This window comes from Lelliottia nimipressuralis, assembly GCF_041464075.1.
Taxonomy (GTDB): Bacteria; Pseudomonadota; Gammaproteobacteria; order Enterobacterales; family Enterobacteriaceae; genus Enterobacter; species Enterobacter nimipressuralis.
In genome coordinates this window covers 1,901,931-1,914,767 of record NZ_CP167172.1, presented here as the reverse complement: position 1 = coordinate 1,914,767, position 12,837 = coordinate 1,901,931, and the positions used below count along the sequence as shown (strand labels likewise).

Genomic DNA, 12,837 nt, shown 5'->3' with positions numbered 1-12,837 from the left:
AACAATTCCTCAAGGATGTTTACCTTTATTTAAACCACCGCTGTCGTCAGACGCGACGAACAGCACAGCCTCTCCTGCTCGTCGAAAATATCGATTTGCCACACCTGATGACGACCGCCCGCATGGAGCGCGCGACAGACGCCGCGCACGCGCCCGCTGCGCACGGAGCGAATGTGGTTGGCATTCACTTCCAACCCCACCACCTTTTGCTCTCCGTCGGTACAGAGGTAACCCGCCACCGATCCCAGCGTCTCCGCCAGCACCACGGACGCGCCGCCGTGCAGCAGGCCAAACGGCTGATGCGTGCGGCTGTCCACCGGCATGGTGGCTTCAAGGACGTCTTCGCCGATACGGGTAAACTGAATATCGAGCAGCCCGACCATATTCCCTTCGCCCATGGCATTGAGCACCTCAAGCGTCACGGTACGTTTCCAGATCATCCCATAATCTCCAGTAAAGCCTGCAATGGATGGCGAACGCCGCTTCCTTCAACGCGTTTCACCTGGCTGCGACAGGAGTAACCCGTCGCCAGACAGCGGTTTCGCGGCAAACGCTGCATGGCCTGATGCCATGACAACTCGTAGATCCCAAGCGAATTCGCGTGGTTTTTCACTTCGTGGCCGTAAGTCCCGGCCATCCCACAGCAGCCGACGCTGACGTTTTCCAGCTTCGCGCCAAAGCGGGCAAAAATAGAGGCCCATTGCGCTGGGGCACCTGGCAGCGCGGTCACTTCCGTACAGTGTCCGAAGAGATACCAGGCTTCACCGCTGACCTCTTTTGTCTCGGCAGAGTGCAGCGCCGCAGGCAGCCATTCATGCACCAGCATAACGCTGAAATCCCCGCGCTTGTCGCCCAGAGTCTGTTTGTACTCATCGCGATAACAGAGCACCAGCGCCGGATCGACACCCACCATCGGCATGCCCAGCTGCGCGATACGGTTCAAAAAGTCCGACGTTTTCTGCGCCGTTTTCGCAAAGCGCGTCAGGAACCCTTTAATGTGCTGCGCTTTACCGTTCGGCGAGAATGGCAGTACCACCGGCTGATAGCCGACGCGCTCCACCAGCCGCACGAAATCGGCCACCACCTGCGCCTCGTAGTAGCTGGTAAACGGGTCCTGCACCACCAGCACGGTTTTCGCTTTTTGCTCGTCGCTCAGGGCCTCCAGCTGTTCCAGCGTCATATTGGCCGAACGGTGGCCCACCAGCTGGCGTTGCAGAGAAGGCGTGGAGAGCAGCGGCAGATCGACCATGCCGATATGTTTTTCGGAAAGTTTGCGCACCAGCGGCTGATTGATAAAGAAGTTGAACGTCTTCGGCGCGCGCGCCATCAGCGGGGCGTAGCTTTCGACCGTCGCCACCAGGTGATCGCGCACCGGGCGCAGATAGCGGGAGTGATACAGCTGCAGGAAGCGCGAGCGGAACTCCGGCACGTCGATCTTGATCGGACATTGCGTCGAGCAGGCTTTACAGGCCAGGCAGCCGGACATCGCCTCTTTCACTTCATGGGAAAAATCATACTCGCCCTTACTGGCGTGCCAGCTGTTCCTGGAACGTTCAATCAACGTACGCAGGCTGGCGCGTTTTTCCGGTAGATCGCTTTCGAGTTTCAGCGGGTCCACGCCGCGATCGGCCAGCAATCGCAGCCACTCGCGCACCAGCGTCGCTCGCCCTTTCGGGGAATGAATGCGGTTGCTGGTGATTTTCATCGACGGGCACATCGGGCTTTTCACGTCGAAGTTAAAGCACAGACCGTTGCCGTTACACTCCATCGCCCCGCGCCAGGAGGAACGCACCGCGATCGGGATCTGGCGGTCATACGTGCCGCGCTTCACCGCGTCGACCTGCATCATCGGATCGTCCACACCCGCAGGCGGACAGATTTTGCCCGGATTCAGGCGGTTATTCGGGTCAAACGCCGCTTTGATTTTGCGCAGTTCGCCGTACAGCTGCTCGCCGAAGAACGCCGGGCTGTACTGGGCGCGGAAACCTTTTCCGTGCTCGCCCCACAGCAGGCCGCCGTATTTTGCCGTCAGCGCGACCACGTCGTCGGAGATCTGCTTCATCAGCATCTCCTGCTGCGGGTCACACATATCCAGCGCCGGACGCACGTGCAGTACACCGGCATCCACGTGACCAAACATGCCGTAGCTCAGGCCGTGGCTGTCGAGCAACGCGCGGAACTCCACAATGTAATCCGCCAGATGTTCCGGCGGCACGCAGGTATCTTCCGCAAACGGAATCGGTTTGGCCGCGCCTTTCGCATTCCCCAGCAGGCCGACCGCTTTTTTACGCATCGCGTAAATGCGCTCAATTCCCGAGAGATCGTTGCACAGCTGCCAGCCAATCACGCCGCCCTCGCCCAGCGCAATCAGTTCGTCGAGTCGGGTACAGAGCGTCTGCACCTGTGAGTCGATAAGCTCCGCATCATCGCCAGCAAATTCAACAATGTTCAGGCCCAGCATCTCTTTATCAGGCACATCGGTGATCAGCTCGCTGACCGAATGCCAGACGATATCTTCCCGCGCCAGATTAAGCACTTTCGAGTCGACGGTTTCCACCGACAGCGCGCGCGCCTCGACCATAAAGGGCGCGTTGCGCAGCGCCGCATCGAAGGAGTTGTATTTGACGTTCACCAGGCGGCGCACCTTCGGCAGCCGGGTGATATCCAGACGGGCTTCGGTGATAAAGGCCAGGGTGCCTTCCGAGCCGGTCAGAATACGGGTGAGATCGAACTCGCTCAGATCGTCATTAAAGACGTGGCGCAGATCGTAGCCCGTCAGGAAGCGGTTCAGTTTCGGGAATTTATCGACAATCAGCTTACGATTATCGCGACAGCTTTCGAGCACGCTGCGATAAATGCGCCCGACCGCCGTGTTGTCCTGCCCGAGGGTTTCGGCAAGCTGTACCGGTATCGCCTGGGTGTCGAGAATGTCCCCGCCCAGCAGCACCGCGCGCACGCCCAGGACGTGATCGGAGGTTTTACCGTAAACCAGGGACCCCTGGCCGGAGGCATCCGTATTAATCATCCCGCCCAGCGTGGCGCGGTTGCTGGTGGATAATTCCGGAGCAAAGAAATAGCCGTAGGGTTTCAGGAACTGATTGAGCTGATCTTTAATCACCCCCGCTTCGACGCGCACCCAGCCCTCTTCCGGGTTGATCTCAATGATACGGTTCATATAGCGCGACATATCAATGATGATGCCCTGATTCAGGGCCTGACCATTGGTGCCAGTCCCGCCACCGCGCGGGGTGAAGACCAGCGATGCAAAACGCTCCTGCGCGGCCAGACGGCAAAGCAACGCCACATCTGCGGTGGAACGGGGAAAAACGACGGCATCGGGAAGTAACTGATAGATACTGTTGTCGGTCGCCATCGTCAGCCTGTCGGCATAATTGGTGGCGGTATCACCTGTAAAACCCTGTTGCTCCAGTGCTTGCAAATAAGTCAGCACCAGCTGAACGACGCCAGGTGCCTGAGAAATCAATGGGATCATTACGGAAGACCCTAAATAGTGTTGTTGCCCTCTCGATAATCCGCGATGCGACAAGGCCGCAAGTGCGCGAATTATGAAGGGGATAATCGTTTGCGTTGTGTTTGAATTGTTGTATCACATTTTTTTCTTATACGCCCATCAGTTTTACGGGCAGAATTCGCCTGTCAAAAATCGCTGAAATCACTAATGATTAAGGGATGCGATTTTCTGTTTCGGCCAGCCGGTCTGGTCTTCATGTAAGGTAAATTTCATTTATGGTCACTTCTCGTCAGCCCAGGGACGTTGCGCAAATATTGCTGTCGGTGCTGTTTTTAGCCATCATAATTGTTGCGTGTCTATGGATAGTTCGCCCCTTCGTCCTCGGTTTTGCGTGGGCAGGTACGGTGGTCGTTGCCACCTGGCCACTGTTGTTACGTCTGCAGAAACTGTTTTTTGGTCGTCGTACTCCCGCCGTTCTGGTAATGACGCTGCTGCTGTTTCTGGTCTTTATCATTCCGATTGCGCTCCTGATTAACAGCCTTGTCGATACCAGCGGGCCGGTGATTCGTGGGATCACCAGCGGTGAGATGACCGTGCCGGATCTAGCGTGGCTTAACAGCATTCCGCTGGTCGGCGCGAAGCTTTACAGCGGCTGGCACAGTCTGCTGGAGATGGGCGGCAGCGCGATCATGGCGAAAGTTCGCCCATACGTCGGCACCACGACCACCTGGTTTATCGCCCAGGCGGCCAATATCGGCCACTTTATGATGCACTGTACTCTGATGCTGCTTTTCAGCGCCCTGCTCTACTGGCGCGGTGAACAGGTGGCACAGGGCGTACGTCATTTTGCGACCCGTCTCGCAGGGACACGCGGTGACGCGGCGGTGCTGCTGGCAGCCCAGGCGGTTCGTGCAGTGGCGCTGGGTGTGGTTGTCACGGCGCTGGTGCAGGCGCTTCTCGGCGGGATTGGTCTGGCGATAAGCGGCGTGCCGTACGCGACCATTTTAACCGTCATCATGATCCTCACCTGTCTGGTCCAGCTTGGCCCGTTGCTGGTGCTGGTCCCATGCATTATCTGGCTCTACTGGAGCGGTGATACTACCTGGGGTACGGTGCTGCTGGTGTGGAGCTGCGTGGTGGGCACCATGGATAACGTTATCCGTCCGATGCTCATTCGTATGGGCGCGGATTTGCCGTTGATTCTGATCCTCTCCGGCGTCATCGGCGGGTTGATTGCCTTTGGAATGATTGGGCTGTTTATTGGCCCTGTGCTGCTGGCCGTGACCTGGCGTCTGTTCTCCGCGTGGGTGCATGAAATTCCACCGCCAGGTACCGACCCTGAAGTGGCGCTGCATAATCTCGAAGAACTTGACGGCAAGAACAACCCGTAATGTATCGTCAGGCGAGGTCACTCGCCTGACACTTAAGCACGCCTAATCTTTATTAAGACTTTTCTCAGGTTCAGCCCGCTTCGTCTGGTCTCGCCCCGCCCTAAATCTTCATAGTTCTTAAACTATTGAGACGAATCTGATCGACGCTAAAACGTCGCATGTCCTACTATTAAGTCACGGTTATGAATCAACGCATTGATTTATAAGCATGGAAATCCCCTGAGTGAAACAACGAATTGCTGTGTGTAGTCTTTGCCCATCTCCCACGATGGGCTTTTTTTTGTCCTGCTTACGCTCGTTTTTATGCTCGTTCGATTTCACACGAACTCAGCATCCGCCACTTCTCCGGCAGTACCCGCGTCTCGCCAGTGACATTTACCGTCACCGCAGCGCGAATATCCGCTGAGGACAGCCCGACCTGCAGCTCAAACTCGCCTGGCTCAACTACTCTTTTACCGTCGCGGCGGGTGAAATTAAACATATCCACCGGCAGGCTGAAGGTGAGCGTCGCCTTTTCGCCCGGTGAGAGCGTGACGCGCTGGAAGGCTTTAAGCTCCTGCAACGGTCGCACCATCGAGGCCACGCGGTCGCGCACATAGACCTGCACCACTTCGCTACCGCTACGCTCGCCGCTGTTTTGCACCGTCACGCTCAGCGTCACCTCACCCTCGACCGGGACTGACGTTTTCGCTAAACGCAGTGCATCGCAGGAAAATGTCGTCCAGCCGAGACCAAAACCGAAGGGATAGCGTGAGCCAAAGTGGAAGGCGAACGGCGTACCGCCGCTTTTCAGCTTGTGATTGTAATAGTACGGCATCGCACCCGCGCTTTTCGGCACACTCACCACCAGCCGTCCCTGCGGTTCCGCGCGCCCGGTCAGCACATCGGCTATCGCCCAGCCGCCCTCCTGTCCTGGTGCCCAGGCCAGCAGCAGCGCCGCGACCTTATCTTCCAGCCCCTGCAGGTTGTACGGACGTCCGCCCGTCATCACCACCACGACCGGCTTACCGGTTTCCACCAGCGCTTCCAGCAGTTGTTGCTGCACGCCGGGTAGGTTCAGGCTGTCGGTGTCGGAGCCTTCACCCACGGTACCGCTCTGGAATAATCCCGCCAAATCGCCCACGCAGGCGATGACGATATCGCTGTCCTGCGCCGCCCGCACCGCCTGTGGAATCAGGCGGGTATCGAATGACACCGGCGATTGCTGCATCGGTTTGCCGCCGCTGTCGCCTGGGAACACCGGCGCACCCGCCATGCGGTGCTCAATGATGTGGCAGCCTTTGGCGTAACGCACCTGGGCATCGCCCAGATAGTGTTTGAGGGCGGCAAGCGGTGTGGTTACCTGCGATGTCTCTTCCACCATATCGCTGATGATCAGATGCACCGGGAAGCTGTAGCCGCTCAGCAGCGCCAGCGGATCGTCTGCGGTTGGCCCTATCACAGCCACACGCGGTTTACCCGCAAGCGGCAATACGCCGTTGTTTTCCAGCAGCGTTAGCGAGCGGGTTGCCACGTCGCGCGCCACCTGTCGGGTTTGCGCATTTTGCAGATCGATATTCTCTTCGCGCGCATACGGCTGCTCAAACAGACCGAGGCGGAATTTTTCGCTCAGCACGCGTGCGACAATTTCATCGATCTTATCCATCGAAATCAGCCCACGCTCCACGGCCTCCGCGAGATGACGGGCGCAGTCGTCTTTCGGCAGCTCGACGTCCAGCCCGGCGTTGAACGCCAGCGCCGCAGACTCCGCCGCATCGTGGGAAATGCCATGATGCTGATGCAACAGGCTGACACCGCCGTAGTCGGCCACCACAATCCCGTCGAATCCCCACTGCTCGCGCAGCACCGTGGTGAGCAAGAAGGCATCGCTGTGGCCGGGCTGATTGTCGATATCATGATAGGCCGGCATCACGGAACCGGCGTTGGCCAGTTTGACCGCCATTTCAAACGGCAGCAGGAACGTATCATTCAGCTCGCAAAAACCGAGATGCACCGGAGCATGGTTACGCGCCCCCTCGCTGAAAGAGTGGCCGACATAGTGTTTGAGGGTCGCCAGCAGATCGCGTTTTTCGCCCTGCAATCCGTCGACATACGCGGTCGCCATAACCCCGACCAGCCACGGATCTTCACCGAAGGTCTCCTCGGTACGCCCCCAGCGCACGTCGCGAGAGACATCCAGCACCGGGGCCAGCCCCTGCTGGCAGCCCACCGAGCGGGCCTCAGCGCCGATCTGCTGTGCCGCACGCTTCACCAGCTCCGGGTCCCAGGTCGAACCGTAGTTGAGGGAGGAGGGAAACAGCGTCGCGTCTTTGCACAGCAGGCCGACCAGGCACTCCTCATGGAACAGCGCGGGGATCCCCAGCCGGGTCTCTTCCATCATCATCCGCTGCAGACGGTTTGCCGCACGCACGCCGGTGTGCGCATCCACAATGTGCGTCCCCAGCGGACGGGTAATTTGCCCGACGCCCAGTTTGAGCCGCTCGCTCAACGCCGCCTGTTCGCTCACACCTGCAAATTCGTCGCTAAGATCGCTGCGCTCACGGTGGTTGCCGCCCTCATCCAGAACCAGCCAGTAGGCATGCATCTGCGCGAATTTCTCTTCCGGGGTCATACGTGCCAGCAGATCGGCGACACGCTCGTGCACGGGATATCCCGCATCCTTGTAGATGGCAGTCATGTTTTACTCCTGTGTAGCAGAATGAAATGCCGGGCTGGTTTGCCCCGCATCAGTGCGAGCTTCGCGCTTGCGGGCAAGCTCTTGTGCGATGGAATCCACCAGGCGGCTGTTCAGTTTGTAAATGGCGAGCAGCACCACCATGGCGATAAACAGCACGCACGGGATCAGGGTGAACAGCGCGTTGATCGTGGTCAGTACCTGCGGGCTTTGAATTGCCTGCCCGGGGACATAACTCACGATTCCCAGTACCCAGCCGACCACCGCACCGCCGAGGGCGAGGCCGAATTTAATGGCGAACAGCGCAGTGGAAAAGACCAGCCCGTCCAGACGGCGACCGCTGCGGTGCTCCTCGTAATCCACCACATCCGAGAACATGGTCCACTGCAGCGGCGTGGTGAGGTTCTGGATAAAGCTAAAGATGATGTTCAGGCCGAAAATCAGCCAGATTTGCGTCGGCGGCAGGAAGAAAATCATCGCACCAAATATCACAAAGGAAATAATCGTCCACTGATAGGCACGCACCCGGTCAAATTTACCCAATAACCGTTCAGATAATAAGGCTCCGCTTAAAGAGGCCACCATTCCGGAAACGATAAAGGCAAAGACTAAATCCGGACGCAGCAGCACATAATTGACGTAATACATCGTGGCGGAGCCGCGTGTGACGACTGCCGTCAACAGTAAAATATTAAACACAAAAACAATGCGCCATTGGCTGTTGGCGGCCAGTAATTTTAAATCCGTGAGCATCGAGCCGGAGGTATCATTACGCGGAGAATAACGCTCGCGGGTCATAAAGAAGCAGATGAAGAATAAGATAATGCCTAACAGGCCCATCAGACTCATGGCATAGAAATAGCCTTTCTGCACATTTCCCTGGCCTAAATGGGAGACCAGCGGCAGGGCGATGACCGTAACGATCAGGCCGCCAATAAAGGACAGTCCGAAACGCCAGGATTGCAGCGAATGGCGCTCACGCGGGTCCATCGTCAGGGCACCCGGCATCGCGCAGTACGGCACATTAATCGCGGAATAGATCAGGCTCAGCAAAGTGTAAGTCACGCAGGCATAGGCAATTTTCGCCGTTGGCCCGACATCGGGGACATAAAAAGTAATCAGACAGCTTACGCCAAACGGAATGGCGAACCACAACAGCCACGGACGGAAACGCCCGTGCCGGGTCTGGGTGCGATCCACCAGCGCGCCAATGCACGGGTCGACAAAGGCATCCACCACGCGCACCACCAGAAACATGGTGCCCATGATCGCGGCGGGCAGGCCAAATACATCCGTATAGAAATATGCCAGAAATAAGGTGGCCGTTTGCCAGACCAACGCACTGGCCATATCACCCAGGCCATAACCTATTTTATCTTTGGTACGTAATACAGAGGAGATTGTCATTGTTAATTGCCTTTTATCGGTTAAAACGTATTTCAACCAGTTGCGCAAGATGTAGGGTAATGCGCAGTAAGGCTCAATTATTAGCAGCGCTTCGCTGGCTAACAATTGTAGAAATTAACAGACTGATTACGATATTTGGTTAATTGCGCTAAGTGTGACGGGGAGCATAGTGGGGAAAATAATGTCGCCGTCCCTTTGTGAATAAAAGGGACGGCGCGATCAATACTACTTATTCAGTTCAGCCAGGCTCAGCCAGGTTTGCACCACGGTGTCTGGGTTCAGGGACAGGCTATCGATCCCCTCTTCCATCAGCCATGCGGCAAAGTCTTCGTGGTCCGATGGACCCTGACCACAAATCCCAACGTATTTACCCTGTTTCTTCGCGGCGCGGATGGACATCGACAGCAGCGCTTTCACCGCTTCGTTACGTTCATCGAACAGTTCAGACACCACGCCGGAGTCGCGGTCCAGACCCAGCGTCAGCTGCGTCATATCGTTAGAGCCGATAGAGAAGCCGTCGAAGTGTTCCAGGAACTGCTCTGCCAGCAGGGCGTTGGACGGGATTTCGCACATCATAATGATCTTCAGCCCGTTCTCGCCGCGCTTCAGACCCTGACGCGCCAGCTCTTCGACTACCGCTTTCGCCTGATCCACGGTACGCACGAACGGGATCATGATTTCGACGTTAGTCAGACCCATTTCGTTGCGCACGCGTTTCACCGCGTCACATTCAAGGGCGAAGCAGTCGCGGAAGCTGTCCGCCACGTAGCGACCCGCGCCACGGAAGCCGAGCATAGGGTTCTCTTCTTCCGGTTCGTACCGCTCGCCGCCCACCAGGTTGGCGTATTCGTTGGACTTGAAGTCCGACAGACGCACGATCACCCGCTTCGGATAGAATGCCGCCCCCAGGGTGGCAATCCCTTCCGTAAGACGTCCGACGTAGAACTCTTTCGGTGAGTCGTAGCCCTTCATCATTTCGCGGATTTCGTTTTGCAGCTGAGGCGTCTGGTCGTCAAACTCCAGCAGTGCGCGCGGGTGCACGCCGATCATGCGGTTAATAATAAATTCCAGACGCGCCAGGCCGACGCCTTCGTTCGGCAGACAGGCGAAATCGAATGCACGATCCGGGTTGCCGACGTTCATCATGATTTTCAGCGGCAGATCCGGCATGGTATCGACGCTGGAGCTTTTCACGCTGAAGTCGAGAATATCGGCATAAACGTAGCCGGTGTCGCCTTCAGCACAGGAGACGGTGACTTTCTCATCGTCTTTCATGCGTTCGGTGGCATCACCGCAGCCGACCACCGCCGGAATGCCCAGCTCGCGGGCGATAATCGCCGCGTGGCAGGTACGGCCACCACGGTTGGTCACAATCGCCGCCGCTTTCTTCATGATCGGTTCCCAGTCCGGGTCGGTCATGTCTGTTACCAGCACGTCACCCGGCTGAATACGGTTCATCTCGCTGATATCGTGGATCACTTTAACCGGGCCGGCACCGATGCGGTGACCAATCGCACGCCCTTCGGCGACAATTTTGCCCTGAGCATGCAGCGTGTAACGTTCCATCACCTGGCCGCGAGAACGTACAGTTTCCGGACGCGCCTGCACGATAAACAGTTTGCCGGTGTGGCCGTCTTTCGCCCATTCGATATCCATCGGACGTGCGTAGTGTTTTTCAATCTGAACGGCCTGTTTCGCCAGCTCCTGGACTTCCGCATCGGTCAGGGAGAAGCGGTCGCGCTGCTCCTGCGGCACGTCCTCGATTTCCACCTGTTTGCCGTGTTCCTGGCTCGGGGCGTAAATCATGCGGATTTTTTTAGAGCCCATGGTGCGGCGCACAATCGACGGACGGTTAGCCGCCAGCGTCGGTTTGTGGACGTAGAATTCGTCAGGGTTAACCGCGCCCTGCACCACCATCTCACCCAGACCCCAGGCGGAGGTGATAAACACCACCTGATCGAAGCCAGATTCCGTATCGATGGAGAACATCACGCCGGAGGAGCCGATGTCGGAGCGCACCATGCGCTGCACGCCCGCAGAGAGCGCGACGCCACGGTGGTCATAGCCCTGATGCACGCGATAGGAGATCGCGCGGTCGTTGAACAGGGAAGCAAAGACATGCTTCACCGCCACCAGCACCGCATCGTAGCCCTGAACGTTCAGGAAGGTTTCCTGCTGACCGGCAAAAGAGGCGTCCGGCATATCTTCTGCGGTGGCAGAGGAACGCACGGCGAATGAGGCCTGCGCGTCGTCAGCAGAGAGTTGGTTATAAGCATCGTGAATCGCTTTTTCCAGCTCCGGCTGGAAAGGTGTGTCGATAATCCACTGGCGGATCTGCGCACCGGCTTTGGCAAGCGCGGTCACGTCATCAATATCCGTTTGGTCCAGCAGGTCGTAAATGCGCTGGTTAACACCGCTCTGGTCTAAAAAATAGTTAAACGCGTCGGCAGTTGTGGCAAACCCGTTCGGTACGGAAACACCCATACCCGACAGATTTGTAATCATTTCACCCAGGGAGGCATTTTTGCCTCCAACTCTGTCTACATCATTCATGCCGAGTTGGTTATACCAAAGCACCAGCGGTGACGAGCCATTGTTGGACATCGAAACAATCCTTTTGTGATATTTAAACGGAGTAAGTAACGCCTGACTTCGTATTTATACTGGCATATTTATTCCCGGCAAAAAAACGGTGAATCGTGTAAGCACTTTTATTTTTCTGTTTTTCGGACACTTTCCCATCATTCGCTAACCCGATGATTCCTATAGATTCGTGCTAAAACCCTTAAAACAAAGTGACTAATTTAAAAATGAAATCCACTTTTCAGTAAAATCAAAAACACCGTTTCATTTATAAATCAGACAAGTTCTTTGCTGTGTATTTTACTTTTTTAATTTATGCTTTCAGACAATTACGTACGATATTCAGGGTGGATAAAATGGATAATGCTGTGGATCGCCACGTTTTTTATATTTCTGATGGTACGGCGATCACCGCCGAAGTGCTGGGGCATGCGGTGATGTCGCAATTCCCCGTTGCGATTAACAGCATCACGCTGCCGTTTGTCGAAAACGAGAGCCGCGCAAAAGCGGTGAAAGAGCAGATCGATGCGATTTATCAGCAGACCGGTATTCGTCCGTTAGTCTTCTATTCCATCGTTATCCCCGAAATTCGCACCATTATTTTGCAAAGCGAAGGTTTCTGTCAGGACATCGTGCAGGCGCTGGTCGCTCCGCTGCAAAGCGAGCTAAAACTCGATCCGACACCCGTTGCCCATCGCACCCACGGCCTGAACCCTGGAAACCTGGTGAAGTATGACGCGCGTATCGCCGCCATCGATTACACCCTCGCCCACGACGACGGAATTTCGATGCGCAATCTCGATCAGGCGCAGGTGATTTTGCTCGGCGTGTCGCGCTGCGGCAAAACCCCGACCAGCCTCTATCTGGCGCTCCAGTTTGGTATTCGCGCCGCGAACTACCCGTTTATCGCCGATGATATGGACAACCTCGTGCTGCCAGCCGCCCTGAAACCGCTGCAACATAAGCTGTTCGGTTTGACGATAAATCCCGAGCGTCTGGCCGCCATTCGCGAGGAGCGCCGCGAAAACAGCCGTTACGCCTCGATGCGTCAGTGCCGCATGGAGGTCTCCGAAGTGGAAGCGTTGTACCGCAAAAACCAGATCCCATGGCTGAACAGCACCAACTATTCGGTGGAAGAGATCGCCACGAAAATCCTCGACATCATGGGGTTAAACCGCCGCATGTACTAATATGCTAGTACGATGGTTTATTTTCAGTTATCATCGCGTTCACGCTTCGGGGCAGAGTGGCCTCGAACTTGAATTCAGCAGGGATTGGTTTAAGGTGATGCCCATCACTTCCCGGTAGTC

The 12,837-nt window shown here is 56.5% G+C and carries 7 protein-coding genes and 1 other RNA gene; 3 read left to right on the top strand and 5 right to left on the bottom strand.

All coding sequences use genetic code 11. From position 1 onward, the window contains the following. Positions 1-29: 29 nt before the first annotated feature. Together menI and ACB496_RS08940 are read right to left on the bottom strand one after the other, a co-directional pair. Positions 30-440 carry a 1,4-dihydroxy-2-naphthoyl-CoA hydrolase gene (gene menI, locus ACB496_RS08945; RefSeq protein ID WP_100780455.1) on the bottom strand — a complete coding sequence of 137 codons (411 nt, stop codon included), beginning with the start codon at positions 438-440 and terminating at the stop codon, positions 30-32. Further along, positions 437-3,493, bottom strand: a complete 3,057-nt coding sequence (locus ACB496_RS08940; protein WP_371975003.1) for an FAD-binding and (Fe-S)-binding domain-containing protein — start codon at positions 3,491-3,493, stop codon at positions 437-439. The genes menI and ACB496_RS08940 overlap by 4 nt, the downstream gene beginning before the upstream one ends. A gap of 254 nt (positions 3,494-3,747) precedes the next feature. On the opposite strand from ACB496_RS08940, the gene ydiK reads away from it, so the two are divergent. Beyond that, entirely contained in the window at positions 3,748-4,863 is a 1,116-nt protein-coding gene (gene ydiK, locus ACB496_RS08935) for an AI-2E family transporter YdiK (RefSeq protein ID WP_100780457.1), read from the top strand. Between the two features lie 176 nt (positions 4,864-5,039). Next, positions 5,040-5,147: antisense sRNA RprA (rprA, locus tag ACB496_RS08930), an RNA gene on the top strand. Between the two features lie 17 nt (positions 5,148-5,164). On the opposite strand, the gene ACB496_RS08925 is transcribed toward rprA, so the two are convergent. From ACB496_RS08925 to ppsA, 3 genes are all read right to left on the bottom strand, one after another. After that, positions 5,165-7,540: a glycoside hydrolase family 3 N-terminal domain-containing protein gene (locus tag ACB496_RS08925; protein ID WP_371975002.1), complete on the bottom strand. Its 2,376-nt coding sequence runs from the start codon at positions 7,538-7,540 to the stop codon at positions 5,165-5,167. Between the two features lie 3 nt (positions 7,541-7,543). Then, a complete protein-coding gene (locus ACB496_RS08920) occupies positions 7,544-8,944 on the bottom strand; it encodes an MFS transporter (protein WP_102103523.1) in 1,401 nt (466 codons plus the stop codon). A 225-nt stretch (positions 8,945-9,169) separates the two neighbouring features. Then, entirely contained in the window at positions 9,170-11,548 is a 2,379-nt protein-coding gene (gene ppsA / locus ACB496_RS08915; RefSeq protein WP_100780460.1) for a phosphoenolpyruvate synthase, read from the bottom strand. 335 nt (positions 11,549-11,883) lie between these two features. Here ppsA and ACB496_RS08910 point away from each other — a divergent pair, with 335 nt between their 5' ends. After that, entirely contained in the window at positions 11,884-12,717 is an 834-nt protein-coding gene (locus ACB496_RS08910) for a pyruvate, water dikinase regulatory protein (RefSeq protein WP_100780461.1), read from the top strand. The last annotated feature ends 120 nt before the right edge of the window (positions 12,718-12,837 follow it).

Bases quoted from the DNA above. Each gene is read 5' to 3' on its own strand.
- menI (WP_100780455.1), bottom strand. From the start codon at position 440: ATGATCTGGAAACGTACCGTGACGCTTGAGGTGCTCAATGCCATGGGC.
- ACB496_RS08940 (WP_371975003.1), bottom strand. From the start codon at position 3,493: ATGATCCCATTGATTTCTCAGGCACCTGGCGTCGTTCAGCTGGTGCTG.
- ydiK (WP_100780457.1), top strand. From the start codon at position 3,748: ATGGTCACTTCTCGTCAGCCCAGGGACGTTGCGCAAATATTGCTGTCG.
- ACB496_RS08925 (WP_371975002.1), bottom strand. From the start codon at position 7,540: ATGACTGCCATCTACAAGGATGCGGGATATCCCGTGCACGAGCGTGTC.
- ACB496_RS08920 (WP_102103523.1), bottom strand. From the start codon at position 8,944: ATGACAATCTCCTCTGTATTACGTACCAAAGATAAAATAGGTTATGGC.
- ppsA (WP_100780460.1), bottom strand. From the start codon at position 11,548: ATGTCCAACAATGGCTCGTCACCGCTGGTGCTTTGGTATAACCAACTC.
- ACB496_RS08910 (WP_100780461.1), top strand. From the start codon at position 11,884: ATGGATAATGCTGTGGATCGCCACGTTTTTTATATTTCTGATGGTACG.